Source organism: Aromatoleum aromaticum EbN1 (assembly GCF_000025965.1).
GTDB lineage: Bacteria > Pseudomonadota > Gammaproteobacteria > Burkholderiales > Rhodocyclaceae > Aromatoleum > Aromatoleum aromaticum.
In genome coordinates this window covers 4,210,736-4,227,916 of sequence record NC_006513.1, presented here as the reverse complement: position 1 = coordinate 4,227,916, position 17,181 = coordinate 4,210,736, and the positions used below count along the sequence as shown (strand labels likewise).

20 protein-coding genes are annotated in these 17,181 nt (G+C 65.8%); 7 read left to right on the top strand and 13 right to left on the bottom strand.

The features are described 5' to 3' along the window. Positions 1-17 precede the first annotated feature (17 nt). Genes trmD through rpsP form a run of 3 tightly spaced genes read right to left on the bottom strand, consistent with a single transcriptional unit; the run spans position 18 to position 1,607 of the window. Positions 18-809 carry a tRNA (guanosine(37)-N1)-methyltransferase TrmD gene (trmD, locus tag EBN1_RS20160; RefSeq protein WP_011239834.1) on the bottom strand — a complete coding sequence of 264 codons (792 nt, stop codon included), beginning with the start codon at positions 807-809 and terminating at the stop codon, positions 18-20. A 7-nt stretch (positions 810-816) separates the two neighbouring features. After that, on the bottom strand, positions 817-1,323 hold the full coding sequence (gene rimM, locus EBN1_RS20155; RefSeq protein ID WP_011239833.1) for a ribosome maturation factor RimM: 507 nt from the start codon (positions 1,321-1,323) through the stop codon (positions 817-819). A 32-nt stretch (positions 1,324-1,355) separates the two neighbouring features. Further along, a complete protein-coding gene (gene rpsP, locus EBN1_RS20150) occupies positions 1,356-1,607 on the bottom strand; it encodes a 30S ribosomal protein S16 (RefSeq protein WP_011239832.1) in 252 nt (83 codons plus the stop codon). A gap of 206 nt (positions 1,608-1,813) precedes the next feature. Here rpsP and EBN1_RS20145 point away from each other — a divergent pair, with 206 nt between their 5' ends. Continuing rightward, complete coding sequence (locus tag EBN1_RS20145; protein WP_041646642.1) at positions 1,814-3,337, top strand: hypothetical protein; 1,524 nt, start codon at positions 1,814-1,816, stop codon at positions 3,335-3,337. On the opposite strand, the gene EBN1_RS20140 is transcribed toward EBN1_RS20145, so the two are convergent. Next, a complete protein-coding gene (locus EBN1_RS20140; RefSeq protein WP_011239830.1) occupies positions 3,325-4,548 on the bottom strand; it encodes a YihY family inner membrane protein in 1,224 nt (407 codons plus the stop codon). The genes EBN1_RS20145 and EBN1_RS20140 overlap by 13 nt on opposite strands. 66 nt (positions 4,549-4,614) lie before the next feature. Between EBN1_RS20140 and wrbA the strand changes: the two genes are divergently transcribed. Further along, positions 4,615-5,214 (top strand): NAD(P)H:quinone oxidoreductase, encoded by a 600-nt coding sequence (gene wrbA / locus EBN1_RS20135; protein ID WP_011239829.1) that lies wholly within the window; start codon positions 4,615-4,617, stop codon positions 5,212-5,214. Further along, the gene (locus tag EBN1_RS20130) at positions 5,211-5,570 is read left to right on the top strand and encodes a DUF2069 domain-containing protein (protein ID WP_011239828.1); all 360 of its coding nucleotides are present in this window, start codon (positions 5,211-5,213) and stop codon (positions 5,568-5,570) included. The genes wrbA and EBN1_RS20130 overlap by 4 nt, the downstream gene beginning before the upstream one ends. Before the next feature lie 38 nt (positions 5,571-5,608). Here the strand turns inward: EBN1_RS20130 and EBN1_RS20125 are convergent, their stop codons facing one another. The 5 genes from EBN1_RS20125 to EBN1_RS20105 all read right to left on the bottom strand — a co-directional run bounded on the left by EBN1_RS20125 (position 5,609) and on the right by EBN1_RS20105 (position 10,459). Continuing rightward, positions 5,609-7,144 carry a 2-isopropylmalate synthase gene (locus EBN1_RS20125; protein ID WP_011239827.1) on the bottom strand — a complete coding sequence of 512 codons (1,536 nt, stop codon included), beginning with the start codon at positions 7,142-7,144 and terminating at the stop codon, positions 5,609-5,611. Positions 7,145-7,417: 273 nt separating this feature from the next. Continuing rightward, a complete protein-coding gene (locus EBN1_RS20120) occupies positions 7,418-8,737 on the bottom strand; it encodes a ferredoxin reductase family protein (RefSeq protein WP_011239825.1) in 1,320 nt (439 codons plus the stop codon). 69 nt (positions 8,738-8,806) lie between these two features. Then, positions 8,807-9,241, bottom strand: coding sequence for a PepSY domain-containing protein (locus tag EBN1_RS20115; RefSeq protein WP_011239824.1), 435 nt, complete (start codon positions 9,239-9,241; stop codon positions 8,807-8,809). A 123-nt stretch (positions 9,242-9,364) separates the two neighbouring features. After that, positions 9,365-9,859 carry a diheme cytochrome c gene (locus tag EBN1_RS20110; RefSeq protein WP_011239823.1) on the bottom strand — a complete coding sequence of 165 codons (495 nt, stop codon included), beginning with the start codon at positions 9,857-9,859 and terminating at the stop codon, positions 9,365-9,367. Positions 9,860-9,922: 63 nt separating this feature from the next. Further along, a complete protein-coding gene (locus tag EBN1_RS20105; protein ID WP_241762782.1) occupies positions 9,923-10,459 on the bottom strand; it encodes a DUF1924 domain-containing protein in 537 nt (178 codons plus the stop codon). Between the two features lie 77 nt (positions 10,460-10,536). On the opposite strand from EBN1_RS20105, the gene EBN1_RS20100 reads away from it, so the two are divergent. The 4 genes from EBN1_RS20100 to EBN1_RS20085 are packed head-to-tail and all read left to right on the top strand — an operon-like array spanning position 10,537 to position 13,887. After that, complete coding sequence (locus EBN1_RS20100; RefSeq protein WP_041646641.1) at positions 10,537-10,872, top strand: PepSY domain-containing protein; 336 nt, start codon at positions 10,537-10,539, stop codon at positions 10,870-10,872. Next, entirely contained in the window at positions 10,872-11,534 is a 663-nt protein-coding gene (locus EBN1_RS20095) for a response regulator transcription factor (protein ID WP_011239820.1), read from the top strand. Before EBN1_RS20100 ends, EBN1_RS20095 begins: the two co-directional genes overlap by 1 nt. Positions 11,535-11,536: 2 nt before the next feature. Continuing rightward, positions 11,537-12,901: a sensor histidine kinase gene (locus EBN1_RS20090; RefSeq protein WP_041646640.1), complete on the top strand. Its 1,365-nt coding sequence runs from the start codon at positions 11,537-11,539 to the stop codon at positions 12,899-12,901. Between the two features lie 53 nt (positions 12,902-12,954). Further along, the gene (locus tag EBN1_RS20085) at positions 12,955-13,887 is read left to right on the top strand and encodes a YcjF family protein (RefSeq protein ID WP_011239818.1); all 933 of its coding nucleotides are present in this window, start codon (positions 12,955-12,957) and stop codon (positions 13,885-13,887) included. 45 nt (positions 13,888-13,932) lie between these two features. Here EBN1_RS20085 and pssA read toward each other — a convergent pair whose 3' ends face one another. The 4 genes from pssA to ilvN all read right to left on the bottom strand — a co-directional run bounded on the left by pssA (position 13,933) and on the right by ilvN (position 17,132). Further along, positions 13,933-14,706: a CDP-diacylglycerol--serine O-phosphatidyltransferase gene (gene pssA / locus EBN1_RS20080; protein ID WP_011239817.1), complete on the bottom strand. Its 774-nt coding sequence runs from the start codon at positions 14,704-14,706 to the stop codon at positions 13,933-13,935. Between the two features lie 86 nt (positions 14,707-14,792). Further along, on the bottom strand, positions 14,793-15,440 hold the full coding sequence (locus EBN1_RS20075) for a phosphatidylserine decarboxylase (RefSeq protein ID WP_011239816.1): 648 nt from the start codon (positions 15,438-15,440) through the stop codon (positions 14,793-14,795). Positions 15,441-15,509: 69 nt separating this feature from the next. After that, complete coding sequence (gene ilvC / locus EBN1_RS20070; RefSeq protein WP_011239815.1) at positions 15,510-16,526, bottom strand: ketol-acid reductoisomerase; 1,017 nt, start codon at positions 16,524-16,526, stop codon at positions 15,510-15,512. A gap of 114 nt (positions 16,527-16,640) precedes the next feature. Further along, positions 16,641-17,132 carry an acetolactate synthase small subunit gene (ilvN, locus tag EBN1_RS20065; protein WP_011239814.1) on the bottom strand — a complete coding sequence of 164 codons (492 nt, stop codon included), beginning with the start codon at positions 17,130-17,132 and terminating at the stop codon, positions 16,641-16,643. Positions 17,133-17,181 lie beyond the last annotated feature (49 nt).

The window sequence follows — 17,181 nt, the reverse complement described above, 5'->3', positions numbered from 1 at the left end:
GGTTTGTATGCGGGCCTTCAGGCGATGTCGCCTTCGACCCCTTCTTGTTCGTGCCTGAATTCTCCAAGCAGCGACAATTCTTCCTTGCTCAGCGTGCGCCCCTGCAGCAGGTCGGGGCGCCGTCGCCAGGTCGTGCCCAGCGCCTGCTTGAGGCGCCAGCGACGGATCGCGGCATGATTGCCGGAGAGCAGTACCTGCGGTACACGCTCCCCTGCGTAAATCTCCGGTCTCGTGTAGTGGGGGCAGTCGAGCAGGCCATCCACAAACGAGTCTTCCTGCGCCGAGTCCGCATCGTTCAGCGCCCCCGGCAGCTGGCGTACGATCGCGTCGAGCAGCACCATCGCCGGCAGTTCGCCGCCCGAAAGGACGAAATCCCCGAGCGACAGTTCTTCGTCGACGCAGCGATCGATCAGCCGTTGATCGACCCCTTCGTACCGTCCGCACAGCAGCGTCAGCGCCGGCAGAGCAGTCATCTCCACGACCTTGGCATGATCCAGCGGTCGGCCTTGCGGTGACAGGTAAATCACGCGTCCCGCGGCGCCGAGCGCCTGCTCCTGCGCCGTTTTTGCCCTGCCGATCGCTTTTTCGAGCGGTTCGGCCAGCATCACCATCCCCGGCCCGCCGCCATACGGGCGGTCATCCACCGTGCGGTGCGGGTCGGAGACGAAATCCCGCGGGCTGTGGAAGGCGATCTCGTAGAGACCGCGCTCCAGCGCTCGCCGCGTGATGCCACTCGCCGTCAGCGCTGCGAACATCTCCGGGAACAGCGTGATCACATCGAAGCGCCTTGCGGCCGCCGGGGTGTTCACGCTGCCTTCACCAGTCCTTTTGCCAATCGACACGGATCGTTCGCGCTGCGAGATCCACGTCGAGCACGTAGGCCGCGACGAACGGAATCAACCGTTCGTCGTCGCCGTCGCGCACCTGCAGTACGTCGTGGGCGCCGGTAGACATCAGGGCTTCGACCGTGCCGAGTGCTTCGTCGGCCTGGTTGACCACCGCCAGTCCGATGAGGTCGCCCCAGTAATATTCATCCACGTCGGGTTTGGGGAGCGCTTCGCGCGGGGCGCCGATGAAACGGCCCTGAAGCGCTTCGGCCGCATTGCGATCGTCGTGGCCGACGAAAGCCGCGACCAGGCCGGCGCCGTGCTCCTTGAAGCCCGCGAGCGTGACCGGCTGCCACGCCGATTCGGGCGCGTCGGCGTCGTCTGCGAGCCACCACTGCGGCATCTCGCCCCAGGACAGCGGATCATCCCCGAAAGGATGAACCTTGACCCATCCCTTGACGCCAAAAGGGGCGACAATTCGCCCCAGCACGATCATGTCGGCAAGCCGCCGGAACGCTCGGGGAACGTTCAGGCAGCGGCTTTCGCTGCTTGCTTGGCCAGACGGAGCACCGTCGGCGACAGCTGCGCGCCGTGCTGCTTCCAGTATTCCAGGCGCTCGGCGTTGACGACCAGGCCCTTTTCGGACTCGGCAGCCATGGGATTATAGAAACCAACGCGCTCGATGAAGCGCCCATCGCGACGGTTGCGCGAATCGGCGGCGACGATGTTGTAGAACGGGCGCTTTTTGGCGCCACCACGGGCAAGGCGAATGACGACCATTTGGGTGTCCTGATCAGTAGGTGCGAAAAGCCGACGATTGTAGGGCATATGCTCGACGGGGGCAAGGGCCGTTTTCATCGTGGGCCGTTTTCATCGTGACGCAATTCACGCACGGTCGATGTTCCCGGGTGCGGAGGCGGTGCAAGGCGCGCAGCGCCGTGATTCTTGAATAGAATGCCGGGTATTTTGGACGGAACCCCATCCGCATGACTTTCCCCGAACCCGTTCCGGCTTGCATCGCCGCGGCAATTGCGTGGCTCGATGGGGAGCCGGCCGACGACCCGGTCGTGGACCTGGAAAGACTGCGCGCCCATTTCACCGCACTTTCGGCGCTGTCGGTCGGCAACGCGCAATTCCTCCAGTGCGTCGAACAGTTCGAAGCGCGGGTGCTCGATGTCTGCGAACGTTTCAAGTCCCGGCTTCTCGCCGCGGCGCTGCCGCTGCCGCGCAGCCAGCACGCCGCGGCAGCCGAACTGACCGTCGCGCTGCTGGAGATCGCCGGAAGTCTGCAGCGGGTGATGGCGGTCGTGCGTGACGGGGGAGTACGGACATGCAGCGATCCGGACGTCTACTGCGCACGAGCGTTGCGGCTGGTGGAGGAAGCCTGCCTGGTCGCGATGATGTGCGGCAGACCGGCTCCGGGCGAGTTGTGGCGCCTCGCTTGCGAACTCGTTGTCGCCGGCGACAATGCGGACCGAAATGGGGATGCGCTTGCCGGCACCGCTGCAGCGGACGTGGCGCTGCAGTTCAAGCGTCTCCTGGCGCTCGCCGCGCTGCAACCGGAAACCCTGACCGCCCGGGAAGTCGTGTGGGCGCACGATTTCCTCGGACAGGCGGCAGTCGCGGCGGAGTTTTCGCGCGTGCCACTCCTGCCGCTCTCGGCCGCATTCTGGATCGACCAGGCGGCGGGCGCTCCGCCGGTGGCGATGGCGCGCGGCAAGCCGCCCCTGTCGGACAAGCTGCTGTATTTCTCCGCTTACGGCGTCGCCCGTGCGCTTTTGCCGAAGCTCGAATGGCTCAGGGCGGGCATTTCTCCCGAGGAGTCGGTGGGGTTTGCGCCGGACAGTGAGGCGTTCGGCGTGGAAGGGCCGGGACTGCCGGTCGGGCTGACTCCGGACGAGGCGCTGTCGCTGCTCGGGCGGATGCGCGAGCGCTGGATGTCTCCGCCGAGCCGCACCGAGGTGCGGCGCTCCGGCCGATATCCCGTGCAGGTGTGTGTCGGGCTGCAGGCGATCCGGGATGTGAGCGGCGATGCTGCCGACGCTGCGGGCGTTGTCGAATGGACCGTGATCAACGAGAGTTCGGGTGGGTACGCGATCATCGCGGTGTCGGGTGTGACGGGCAGTGTGGCGGCGGGGATGCCGCTGGCACTGCGCCGGGATCCCGCCGAGGCCTGGACGCTGTGCCTCGTGCGCTGGATTCGCAACGACAGCCCGGATCGGGTCGAGCTCGGGCTGCAGGTGATCGCATCCGGGTGGAGCGCCGTCTCGGTGGGATTTGGCGGCGGCGACACGAATGCGATGGTCCCAGCGCTGCGGTTGGCGCCGGTGCCCCCCTTGCGCCGCCATCCGGCGCTCGTCGCCCCGGCTGGCACCTGCACGTCGCGCGCGTTCAGCCTCGTGCAGGAGAGCGATCACCTGTATGTCGCGCAGGCGCGAGTCCTCGGTCTGGACATGCAGACGGCGAGCGTGGAAATCTTCCAGTACGAAATCGATCTCTACCCCGTCTGAACCCGGTTCCCCGCTGAAGTCAGCGCGGACAGCGGCAGATCGGCGGAATGCAGGGCCGTGGCGAGCCGCTCGGCGATGCGCCGCGACGCCTCGTCGCCGTCCGAAGCTTCGCGCCAGGCGGCCGGCGACAGCGCAAAGCGGTTCACGACCGCTGCCAGACCGATCTGTGCGGCTTGCCGGCTCAGCAGCCAGTTCCCCTCTTCGGTGTGCGCAACCCAGCCCGCGTCGCGCATTTCGCCGAGCAGGGCCTCGCCTTCGTTGCTGCTGACGCGCGCACCGGCTTGCAGCGTCGCGAATGGAAGCGTCGTGCCGGCGTGCTGGGCGTCGGCCAGCGCGATGAGCATCGTCACCGCGGCCCAGGCCCGATCGCCGGGGAATGCACGCAGGATGCGCGCGCGCTCGAAGAAGCTGGGCAGGGTCGCCGACAGCGCGGCACCGAGCAGGATCACGACCCACGACAGATAGAGCCAGACGAGAAAGATCGGCAGCACCGCGAAAGTGCCGTAGATCAGCGTATACGTCGGTATGCGGACGATGAAGAGTCCGAACAGCCGCTGCATCAGCACGAACACGATCGCTGCGGCGATGCCGCCGGCGAGCGCGTGGAGCATCCGCACCGGGTGGTTCGGGACCGCGTAGTACAGAACGCTGAACAGCGAACCGAGCAGGACGGTCGGCACGAGGCGGGCAAACGTTGCGCCGACCCACGACCCTTCGCCGGCCAGCGCGATCGATGTCGCGACCAGATGGCCGGTGGCGAGCACGCTGCCGCCGAGCGCAAGCGGGCCCAAGGTCAGTGCAAACCAGTGGACCATGAGGCGCGTGAGGAGCGGGCGCGGACGACGCACTCCCCAGATGTGATTGAACACGTGGTCGATCGTCATGAGCAGCATCAGCGCCGTCAGCACCAGCAGCACGGTGCCGATCAGCGTGAGCCCGGCCGCTTGCTGCGAGAACTGGAATGCGTAGGTCGCGATGATCTGCCCGGCACGGTCGGGCAGGAGGTTTTCGAGCAGGAAAGTGCGCAGTGACTCGCCGAGCCGCGAGAACGCGGGAAAATTGCTGAACAGCGCGATGATCACCGTGAGCAGCGGAACGATCGCCAGCAGCGTCGTGAAGGCGAGGCTGCCGGCGACCTGCGGGCAGCGGGTGGCGAGGAAACGTCCGGTCAGCAGGCGCATGAACTCGCGGGCGGCGGTCAGCGGCATCATCGAGTGGGTTCCGGGCGGCGCGAGGGTGGCGCGTATAATTCCGTCATTCTAGCTGCGGCTGTCCATATGAAAGAAATCCTCGTCCTGTATTACAGCCATCGCGGCTCGGTGCGCGCGCTCGCCGAGCACGTCGCCCGGGGCATCCACCAAGTGCCGGGTGTCGCCGCGCGTATGCGCACCGTGCCGCGCGTATCGACGGTATGCGAAGCGGTCGAGGACGGGATTCCCGCTTCCGGGCCGCCTTATGCTGAGGCGCGCGACCTTCAGGAGTGCATCGGCCTTGCGCTCGGCAGCCCGACCCGGTTCGGCAACATGGCCGCACCGCTGAAGTATTTTCTCGACGGGCTCGCCGGCGCCTGGGTCAATGGCACGCTTGCCGGCAAGCCGGCAGCGGTATTCACGTCGACCGCCAGCCTGCACGGCGGGCAGGAATCCACGCTGTTGTCGATGATGCTGCCGCTGCTGCACCACGGCATGCTGATCGTCGGCCTGCCGTATTCCGAGCCCGAACTCAACGCCACGCGAAGTGGCGGCACGCCGTATGGCGCGAGTCATGTCTCGGGCGCGGATGGCAATCCCGAACCGAGCGGCGACGAGATCCGCCTCGCGGTGGCGCTCGGGCGGCGCCTCGCGTCGAGCGCGCTGAAACTCGCGGAGGGGGGATGACGCTGCGCGCCTTGAACCTCGCATCGAGCGTCCTGCTCGTCGCCCTGATCGCGCTGTGCCTGCTGTGGGAAATCCGGCTCGCGCCGCTGCGGCCGGGCGGCTCGTGGATGATGCTGAAAGTGTTGCCGTTGATGCCGGCGCTGTTCGGCGTGTTGAAAGGGCGGCGCTACACCTACCAGTGGCTGTCGATGCTGGTGCTGCTATACCTCGTCGAAGGAGTCGTGCGCGCAGCCGATCCCGGCCTGGCAGGAGCCCTCGCGATCGCCGAAGCGGTCCTCGCGATGCTGCTGTTTGCGAGCACCGTGCTGTATGCCCGGCTCTCGGCCCCGTCGCGCCAGCGGCCGAAGAACGCCTGACGGTAGCCGCCGGCGTCATCGCCGGCGGCTACCGTGGTTTACAACTGCGGGTTCAGCCGCTCGAGCTTGCTGTGCAGCTTGTTCAGCGCATTGAGATAGGCTTTCGCCGACGCGACGATGATGTCCGTATCGGCCCCCTGTCCGTTGACGACCTTGTCTTCCCTGGCCAGGCGAACGGTGACTTCGCCCTGCGCGTCAGTGCCGGTGGTGATCGCATTGACCGAATACAGCAGCAACTCGGTGCCGCTGCCGGCGATCGCCTCGATCGCCTTGAACGCGGCATCGACAGGGCCGGATCCTTCGGCTGAAGTCCGCGTCTCCTGCCCATCGACGGACAGCGTGAGGTCGGCCCGCGGCGTCTCGCCGGTTTCCGAATGGAAGCGCGAGGCGACGAGGCGGTAGTGCTCCTGGTCGGGAGTGACGACCTCGTCGCTCATCAGCGCCTGGATATCCTCGTCGAAGATCTCGTGCTTCTTGTCGGCGAGTTCCTTGAAGCGCGCGAACGCATGGTTCAGGTGTTCCTCGGACGCCACGACGATGCCGATTTCCTGCAGGCGACTGCGAAACGCGTTGCGTCCGGAATGCTTGCCGAGCACGAGCTTGTTCGCGCCCCAGCCGACGTCCTCGGCGCGCATGATCTCGTACGTCTCGCGGTGCTTGAGCACGCCGTCCTGGTGAATGCCGGATTCATGGGCGAAGGCGTTCGCGCCGACGATCGCCTTGTTCGGCTGGACCGGAAAGCCGGTGACGCCCGACACCAGCTTCGACGCCGGCACGATCTGCGTCGCGTCGATGCGCGTGTCGCACGGAAACACGTCCTGGCGCGTGCGCACTGCCATCACCAGTTCTTCGAGGGCCGCGTTGCCGGCCCGTTCGCCGAGTCCGTTGAGCGTGCATTCGACCTGGCGCGCGCCGGCCATGACTGCGGCGAGCGAGTTCGCGACGGCAAGACCGAGGTCGTTGTGACAATGCACCGACCAGACGACCTTGTCGGCACCCGGCACGCGCTCGATCAGCGTGCGGATGGTGTGCGCATACTGCTCGGGGACGTTGTAACCCACGGTGTCGGGTACGTTGATCGTCTTCGCGCCGGCCTTGATGACGGCTTCGAAAATACGACAGAGGAAATCGATCTCCGAGCGGCCGGCATCCTCGGCCGAGAATTCGATGTCGTCGGTGTATTCCTTCGCCCAGCCGATCGCACGCACCGCCTGCTCGACGACCTGGTCGGGCGACATGCGCAGCTTCATTTCCATGTGGATCGGGCTGGTTGCGATGAAAGTGTGGATGCGTCCGCGCGCGGCGGGAGCGATCGCCTCACCGGCGCGGCGGATGTCGGCTTCGTTCGCGCGGGCGAGGCCACAGACTGTCGATTCCCTGATCGCTTCGGCAATCGCGCGCACCGACTCGAAGTCGCCATTCGAGGCGGCAGGAAAACCGGCTTCGATGACGTCGACGCGCATCCGCTCCAGTTGCCGGGCGATGCGCAGCTTCTCATCGCGAGTCATCGATGCGCCGGGGCTTTGTTCGCCGTCACGCAAGGTGGTATCGAATACGATCAAGTGGTCTTTCATCGTCGGCTCCTGGGGAAATTGGCTAGCGAAAGCGGATATGACAAGCGCCGGCGCTTTCACGCCGGCAGCAGGCAAACAACACGAAGGGAGGGGAATGTATTTAGCGCGCGGGGCGCAGCAGCGGGCCGAGCAGCAGGCCCGCCGGCAGAAGGCGAAGCGACAGGAGGGAGGGGTCGCGTTCGAAAGTCATGCTCGGGACTATAAAACAGGCGCCGGAAATTGCGCAAGCGCGCGGCCGATTGTTTTTGTCGATCCTCGCGATTGCGAGCGCCTTCAGCGCATTTCGAACGCCTCTTGGTGAAAGCGCACGCGCTTCATGCCCAAATCACGCAGTCCGCTGCGCAGCGACTGGGCAAAAGCCCGCGGTCCGCAGAACCAGATTTCCGGCTGGCGCTCGCCGGCATGGCGGGCATGCAGCGCTTCTGCGGTCAGCGGCCGGTCGCGGTCGGTGCTGACGACATGCAGGCGGATCGTCGGCAGCGCGGCGCACAGCGACTCGAGGCGCGCAACGAACGGGTCGTCGTCGCGCTGGCGTGTGCAGTAATAGAAGTCCGCGACCGGAGCTTCGGCCGGGGCTTCCTGCAGCGACTCGAGCCACGCGAGGAAAGGCGTGACGCCGATGCCGCCGGCGATCCAGACCTGGTCCGATTTGCGCCTGCCGCGGCGATAGTCGAAGCGTCCGTACGGGCCTTCGATCTTTACCGGCTGGCCGGCAGCGAGCCGTGCCGCCAGGCCCTGCGTATAGTCACCCAGTGCCTTGATCTGGAACGTGATGTGCCGGTCGCCGCGGTCGGCGCAGGCAATTGTGAAAGGGTGGGCGCCTTCGATGTGATCGAACGTGACGAACGCGAACTGCCCGGGCCGATGGCCGCGCCAGCGGTCCTCGAGGCGGCAGACGACCTCCGTCAGGCCGGATGCCTGTTCGCGCACGGCTTCGATATCGCCGCTCACCTGGCGCCCCCGCCCGATGCGTCCCGACAGCGAGCGCAGGCCCGAAACGGTGCCGACGGCGATGAACAGGGCGAGCAGCGCGCCGATCGCGCTCGTCCAGTAGTCGAGCGGTGCGAGGAAAGCGGCGTGGATCGCGAGCATGCCGTACAGCCCCGGCATCGCGTGGTGCAGGTAGCGCCACGGCCGGTACGGCAGGCGCTTCCACAGCGTAAGCACGAGCATCGCGATCAGCGCGTAGATCGCCCATTCGCCGAAATCCTCGCCAACGTCGCGCATGACTTCGAGAAAGCCGCCTTCGTGTTCCTTCGGCAGCCGGCCTTCGCGGCCGACGACAGACTTGATGACGCCGTCGGACATCTCGACGAGCCAGTGCAGCGCAGCGAAGCCGATCGCGAGAATGCCGGCCCATTTGTGCACGCGGTAGATCCGGTCCATGCCGCCCAGCGGCCGCTCGAGCCAGGCCGGCCGCGTCGCCAGCATGATTGCCAGCGACATCAGCGAGAACGCCCACAGTCCGGTGAGGTACAGCGCCTCCTGCCGCACGACCCAAGGCAGGGACGCTCCTTCGGCGGGGTTCGATGATGAAGTGACTGCCCAGGCGACGGTCACGAGCGCGAGGAAGCTGGCGAGTAGGGTCTTCATGGCCGTGCCCGCGTGACGGGGGTCGGAAAAATGGCCCGGCGGCGGCATTGGCCGAACCGGGCCGTTCGCTCACACCCCGCGGTCGGGGCGGGCCAGGCGGGCACCGGGGTCGAGTTCGGAGTTCCGTTCGGTGCCGCGCTCCAGGCCGCGCTCCGAATCACTCGTGGGTCGGCCGCTGGAGTCGTTGCCACGGCGCCCGTCGCGCCCCTTTCGATCGGTACGGACGATGTCGCCGTTCGTCGGATCGACGACGAGTTTCACCTTGCGTCCATCGCGGTCGATAGCCTTGACTTCGTATGCGTTGTCTTCGCGTTCGATCTCGCTGATGTCGCGGTAACCGGCAGCGACGACCTTGTCGTGGATCTGCGGAATCGATAGCCAGTTGCCCCGTTCGGCGGCACTGTCGGTGACGGTGTTCTGGGCGAATACCGGCGCGACCGTGACGCCCGTGGCGAGCAGACCGGCGCTGATGGCGATGGCGGTGACGAGGTGGGAAGTGCGCATGATCGAATCTCCTTGTGTCTCTCGGTTGTCGGCCGGGGTGTGACCGTGAAGCCATTGTGCGGGGGTGGTGCTGAACGAAACCTGAAGCCCTTGTTCATGCTGCGTTCATCGTCCGCGCATTGCTCAGTCGTCCTCGAAATAGCCGTCGTTGGCGTCCACGTGGCATGCGGGACAGTTGGCCTTCGAGCCGACGTCCTTGTGCTGCCACTCGCTGCGGGACACCTCGTCATGCTCGCGGACCCATTTCGGCAGTTCGGTGATGCGTTGCGGAGAAGCCCCGGCCGCCACGCCTTTCATCAGCTTGCGACCGTAGCGGCGCCCGCCCGCGTCAGCGGCGTTGTCGACGAGATAGCGTGTGACATGAGCGGCCGTCTGGGGGTCGAGGCTGGCGTTGTCGCCGAAATGGTCGTCGAGCTCGACCATCATGCGTCGCCACGATGCAGCGGGCAGCATCGCCGGCGGAAACGCCATGTGACAGCTGCCGCATTCGTCGACAGTGGGTTTGTCCTTGACGGGCGGGAAATAATCGTCGCCGCCGGCGCGGGCCTTGGTCAGCACCGCGGCGGTCAGGCCGATGACGAGCAGGCCGGCGACGACCGGACGTACGGGTATGTCCATGCGATTCTCCTTTCGTGGGAGGCAAAACGATTCGGCAGGGCGCGGAAGGGTGGGGAAGGGCGATCACTGATTCATCATGTAGGCGAGCCAGTCCCCCTTTTCGAGCGGAGTGCATTCGCGGCCCAGTACTTCGTCGCAATTGCGTTTGAACCACTTTTCAACTTTCGCGGCGTCCTTGTAACGCTCCGGTGAAACCGACAGCGCCATTGGCTCGATCGGCTTGCGGGTGCGGGTGCGGCCGGCGCTGCGCGTGTCGTTTCCGTGGCAGGACGTGCAGGCCGGGGTGTCGGCCTTGCCCATGTTGTGTTGCGTGCGATGCAGGGTTTCGCCGCGGGCGGCCGAAAACCCGACGAAACTCGGATCGGCTGCCTTTGCCGCTGCGGCATAGCGATCGATCAGGGTTTCCCGCGGGCCGCCGATTGCCGTCGATGCGAGGCCGAAGGCGCAAAGGAAACCGATTGCATAGCGTGTGGGGGTCATGTTTTCATCCTTGTCGTGGCGGCACTGTGGTTCCGGGCGAGAGGGCTGGTGAGGGCCATTGCGAACCGTGACTGCAGTGTGGAAAGACCTACCTGAACCGAAGCTGAAGCAGCCGTTCACGGTGCGTTCATGGCGACGCTGCTAAAAACGGGGCTGCCGGAACACTCGCAGCAGATCGCTACAACCAGGAGTCACTCGTGCGCTTCGTTTCCCTCATTGCCGTCATCGTGTCGTCCGTCCTTGCCTTGGGACCGTCTGCTCTTCTCGCCGATGACGAGCACGACCACGATCGCGCCCGCCGCGCGGTCGAGCAGGGCGAGGTGATGCCGCTGCAACGGATACTCGACAACGTCGAGCGCGATCACCCGGGACAGGTCATCGAAGTCGAGCTCGAACAGGAAAAGGGCCGCTGGATATACGAAATCAAGGTGCTGAAGGCGGGCGGGGCGCTCGTCAAACTGGAGATCGACGCACGCGACGGAGTCGTCCTGCGTGATCGCGAACGTGCACCGGGAACAGGGGGAAAGCGCTGATGCATATCCTGGTCGTCGAAGACGAACCGACACTCGCCGCGCAGCTTGTCGAAGCGCTCGCCGCTGCCGGCTACGCGGTCGACCGTGCCGACAACGGGCGGGATGCCCACTTCATCGGCGACGTCGAGCCGCTCGACGCGGTGGTGCTCGATCTCGGCCTGCCGCTGATGGACGGGATCACGGTGCTGAAGAAATGGCGCGCCGCAGGACGCACGATGCCCGTGTTGATCCTTACCGCACGCGACAACTGGCATGAAAAAGTCGCCGGGATCGATGCCGGTGCCGACGACTACCTCACCAAGCCGTTCCACATGGAAGAGCTTCTCGCGCGCCTGCGGGCGCTGATCCGGCGCGCCGGCGGCCACGCCAGCGCCGAGCTCGCGTGCGGTCCGGTGTTGCTCGACACGCGTGCCGGACGTGTCAGCGTGAATGGCGACGCGGTGAACCTGACCAGCCACGAACTGCGCGTGCTGGATTACCTGATGCACCACCAGGGCGAGATCGTGTCGCGCAGCGATCTCACCGAGCACATCTACGCCCAGGATTTCGACCGCGATTCGAATACCATCGAAGTCTTCATCGGTCGTCTGCGCAAGAAGCTTCCCGCCGGGATGATCGAAACAGTCAGGGGCCTCGGCTACCGCATGGTTTGTCCCGCGTGAACATGTTCGGCGCACCGCCCGGTTCGCTGCGCTTGCGCCTGCTCGCCGGCAGCCTGGTGTGGATCCTCGGGACGCTGACGGTGACCGGGTTCGTTCTCGCCGATCTTTTCCGGCACCACGTCGCGGAGCGGTTCGAAGCCGAACTGCGCATCCATCTCGACCAGCTCACCGCGAATCTCGATTTCGCCATCGACGGCACCCCGCAATTGCGCGCCGAACTGAGCGACCCGCGGCTGCAGAAGCCGTACTCGGGACTTTACTGGCAAATCGACCGCACTGGGGACGGGGCGCTGCCCGCGGTGCTGCGTTCGCGTTCGCAGTGGGACACGACGCTCCGCGTGCCGCCGGACAGCCCGGCCGACGGCGAACTCCACGTCCACCGCATCGTCGGACCGGACCGCGCCCACGTGGTGATGATGGAGCGCGTAGTCCGGCCGGCTGCTTTCCCCGATCAGCCGCTGCGCCTGATCGTCGCCGCGGACGAGCGCGCCATGACCGACCCGGTGCGCGAGTTCGTCGGCCTGCTTGCGATCGCGCTCGGCGTGCTGGCGGCCGGTCTCGTCGTTGCAGCGGTGCTCCAGGTATCGGTCGGACTTGCGCCGCTGCGCCGGTTGCGCAGCGCGCTCGGCGAAGTGCGCGACGGTCGCACGCGGCGCCTGAACGACGCCTATCCGAACGAAGTGCAGCCGCTTGTCGACGAACTCAACGCACTGCTGCAGCACGACGCCGAAGTGGTTACCCGCGCGCGCACGCAGGCGGGCAATCTCGCCCACGCGGTCAAGACGCCGCTGGCGGTGCTCGGCAACGCCGCGGCGTGCGAGGACGGCCCGCTCGCACGTCTCGTCGCCGAGCAGGTCGCGACCGCCCGGCGCCAGGTCGACTATCATCTGGCGCGCGCGCGCGCCGCCGCTGCAGTGCAAGTGCCCGGAATGCGCACGGCGGTGCTTCCGCTGGTCGAATCGCTGGTACGGGTGATGAAACGCCTGCATGCGGAACGCGACCTCGAGATTGCGATCGAAGCCTGCGCCGGTGATCCCGCTTTTCGCGGCGAAGAGCAGGATTTCCAGGAAATGCTCGGAAACCTCGTCGACAACGCCTGCAAATGGGCGCGTCACCGTGTCGAGATTCGCGTGGCGGTCGAGCGTCACCAGCTCGTGATCGTCGTCGAGGATGACGGCCCAGGGCTTGCTGCGCCGGAGCGCGAATCCGTGTTCGGTCGCGGCGTGCGCGCCGACGAACGCACGCCCGGCTCTGGGCTCGGGTTGGCGATCGTGCGTGACCTCGCGCAGCTCTATGGTGGTGACGTGCGGCTGGACCCTGCCTTGGCCGGCGGCCTGCGCGTCGTGCTCACGCTGCCGGCGGCGTAGGTTTCGCCGCGAGCCCGGCCTTCCAATTTTCCAACGTACCGTGAGAGATATCGATGAATCCCGAACAGACCCGCTCCCTGATCACGATCTGCCTGATGGCGGCATTTGCCGACGGGCACCAGGACCCGCGCGAGCGCGAACACGTGCGCCGCGTCGCCGAGTCGCTGTCGGCGCAAGCCGGCATCGACTTCATGCCGATCTATCAGGACGTGCTGCTCAAGCGCATCAGCCTCGAACAGGCGGTCGAAGCGCTCGGCAGTCCGGAACTGCGCCAGCTCGCGTTCGAGATGGCGGTCGGGGTGTGTGATGCGGACGGCGTGCATGACGCCGGCGAGACGGCTTTTCTCGACCGGCTCAGCGGCGTGCTGGGACTCGCGCGGGCCGCGTGGGCGGCAATCGTGCGCGACGCCGATGCGCTTGCCGAAGCGCCGGTAGACAAGCCAATCCCCGAAATACCCGCTGCCGCTGGACCCGACCAGGCCGAACTCGACAAGATGATCCTCAACGCCGCGATCCTCAACGGCGCGCTGGAATTGCTGCCCGAGTCGCTGGCGTCGATGGCGATCATCCCACTGCAGACGCGGCTCGTGTATCGCGTTGGCAAGACGTACGGCTTCGAACTGGACCGGCGGCACATCGCCGATTTTCTCGCGACCGTCGGAGTCGGCCTGACGTCGCAGTACGTCGAGCAGTTCGGCCGCAAGCTCGTCGGCGGGCTGCTCGGCAAGGTGCTGGGCCGCGCGGGCCGGACGATCGGCAGCGAGGCGACGGGCTCGGCGTTCTCGTTCGCGACGACCTATGCGCTGGGGCATGTCGCGAAGCGCTATTACGCGGACGGGCGCAAGCTCGACACGGCGGCGCTGAAGACGAGTTTCGCTCAGCTGACGGACAGCGCGCGCGGCCTGCAGGACCGCTATGCGCCGGAAATCGCCCAGCGTGCCCGCACGCTCGACCTGAAACGCTTGACTGCGGAGCTGCGCGCCTGAGGGAGCGGCATCCGCCGGCGAATCGTCAGGGGTGGTGCGGCCGGATCAGGGCGGCGGTTCGTCGTCTCGCGGTTCGACGGCCGCCTCTTGCGTGCGCCGTCGCTGCATGAAGCGCCAGATGTAGACCACGTAGCCGGAGACGGCGTAGCCGAGGAAAAGGGCAAACAGTACGCCTGGCGGGTAACTCGACACCAGTGCGAAGGCCAGCACCAGCGCGATGACGACGATGAACGGCACGCTCTTGCGCAGGTTGATGCTCTTGCCGCTCCAGAAGAGCACGTTGCTGACCATCGACAGACCGCTGAAGATCGTCAGCGCCGCGGCGAACCACCGCACGTCTTCGCCCGTCAGCCCGTTGTCGATGATCACCCACACCAGCCCCGCGATCAACGCCGCGGCGGCAGGACTGGGCAGCCCCTGGAAGTAGCGCTTGTCGATGACATCGATGTTGGTGTTGAAGCGGGCCAATCGCAGCGCCGCGCCGGCACAATAGATGAACGCCGCGATCCAGCCGAGTTTCCCCATGTCCTTGAGCGCCCACTCGTACATCACCAATGCCGGGGCCGCGCCGAACGAAACCATGTCGGAAAGCGAATCATATTCGGCGCCGAACTCGCTCTGCGTGTGGGTCAGGCGCGCAACACGGCCGTCGAGGCCGTCGAGGACCATCGCGACGAAGATCGCCACCGCCGCATGTTCGAAACGCAGGTTCATCGCCTGCACGATCGCGTAGAAACCGGCGAACAGCGCCGCGGTGGTGAAGAGGTTCGGCAGGATGTAGATGCCGCGCCGGCGTTTCTCGGGGGAGATCATGGGCATGAAGAGGCGTGTTCCGCTATGGGCCGGGATGCCGAATGCCGATTCTAGCGCAGCCCCGGGATGTCATGAAATGCCCCGCGCAATCATCAGGGCAGCTCGGCCAGAATCGTGCTCGATGCCGAAACCTTGTCGCCGATCGTCACCCGGGCGCGGCTGCCCGCGGGCAGGTAGACATCGACGCGCGAGCCGAAACGGATGAAGCCGTAGCGTTGTCCACGGGCAAGCGACGCTCCCGCTTCGACGTAGCACAGAATGCGCCGTGCGATCAGGCCGGCGACCTGCACGCAGGTGACGTCGTGCCCGTCCCGCGTGCGCAGGTGCAGCGCATTGCGTTCGTTCTCCACCGAGGCCTTGTCGAGCGCGGCATTGACGAAACGCCCGGCGTTGTACCAGCGTGCGACGACTTCGCCATCGACCGGGCTGCGATTCGAGTGAACGTTGAACACGTTCATGAACACGCTGATCTTGACGCTGTCCCGGTCGAGATACGGATCGCGTACCGGCTCGATCGCGACGATCCGGCCGTCGGCAGGCGACAGCACGTCTTTCGCGCCCTGCGGGATCGGCCGCGGCGGATCGCGGAAGAACTGCACGACGAAGATGAACAGCAGCCAGAACGGCAGCGCCCAGCCGAAGCCGGCCGCGCCGTTGATGACCAGCGCGACCGCCAGGGCGATCGCGATGAAAGGCCAGCCTTCGCGGGCGAGGAGCGGATGGGGGTAATTGTTGGACATGATGTCCTCGAGATAAAAAAAGGCCGGGTTCCGGCAAGACGCGGAACCCGGCCTGTTGTTCGAGACAGCTCAGTTTTTCGACTGATCGACGAGCTTGTTCTTCTTGATCCACGGCATCATGTCGCGCAGCTGGCCGCCGACCTGCTCGATCGGATGCGCTGCGTTCAGGCGCCGGCGCGCCGTCATCGACGGGTAGTTCGTGCGGCCTTCCTGGATGAACATCTTCGCGTACTCGCCGGTCTGGATGCGCTTCAGGGCGGCGCGCATCGCTTCGCGCGACTGCTCGTTGATGACTTCCGGGCCGGTCACGTACTCGCCGTACTCCGCATTGTTCGAGATCGAGTAGTTCATGTTCGCGATGCCGCCTTCGTACATCAGGTCGACGATCAGCTTGAGCTCGTGCAGGCACTCGAAGTAGGCCATCTCGGGCGCGTAGCCGGCTTCGGTCAGCGTCTCGAAGCCCATTTTCACGAGCTCGACGGCGCCGCCGCACAGCACGGCCTGTTCGCCGAAGAGATCGGTCTCGGTTTCTTCGCGGAAGTTCGTCTCGATGACACCGCCCTTGGTGCCGCCGTTGGCCGCGGCGTACGACAGCGCGATGTCCTTGGCCTTGCCGGAGCGGTCCTGATGCACCGCGATCAGGGACGGCACGCCGCCGCCCTTGAGGTATTCCGAACGCACGGTGTGGCCTGGGCCCTTCGGCGCCACCATGATGACATCGAGGTCGTCGCGCGGCACGACCTGGTTGTAATGCACGTTGAAGCCGTGCGCGAACGCGAGCGTCGCGCCCTGCTTGATGTTCGGCTCGACGTCGTTGTAATAGACGCCGGGGATGTTCTCGTCGGGCAGCAGGATCATGACGATGTCGGCATTGCTGACGGCTTCTGCGACTTCCCGGACGTCGAGACCGGCGGCTTCGGCCTTCTTCCAGGAGGCGCCGCTCTTGCGCAGGCCGACCGTGACCTTGCAGCCGGAATCCTTCAGGTTCTGCGCATGCGCGTGACCCTGCGAGCCGTAGCCGACGATGGTGATCTGCTTGCCCTTGATCAGGGAGAGGTCGGCGTCCTTGTCGTAATAGACTTTCATGTTGTTCCTTTCAGCTTTCGATGGGGAGTGCTTCCGGCGCCCGCCATGATAGCGGCGCTCGCACCGGTCGCAAATGGTTCGGCCGGCGGGTGATTTTGGCAGATGAGTTCGGCGTCAGACTTTCAGGATGCGGTCGCCACGGCCGATGCCGCATACGCCGGAGCGGACGATTTCGAGGATCAGCGCCGGCTCGATGGCATCGATGAAGGCATCGAGCTTCGACTGGTTGCCGGTGAGTTCGATCACGTAGGAGGTGTCGGTCACGTCGATGACGCGGGCGCGAAAGATGTCCGCCATGCGTTTCATCTCGTCGCGGTCCTTGCCGGTTGCGCGGACTTTCGTGATCATCAGCTCGCGCTCGATGTGCGCCGATTCGGAAATGTCGACGACCTTGATGACTTCGACGAGCTTGTTGAGCTGCTTGGTGATCTGCTCGATGATGTCGTCGGAGCCGGACGTGACGATGGTCATGCGTGACATCGAGGCGTCCTCGGTGGGCGCCACGGTCAGCGATTCGATGTTGTAGCCGCGCGCCGAGAACAATCCCGAGACACGCGACAGCGCGCCGGATTCGTTCTCGATCAGCAGGGAGATGACGTGTCTCATGATGTTCTCTTTCGAGGTCTACGATTGAACCGTGCTTCCGCGGATACGG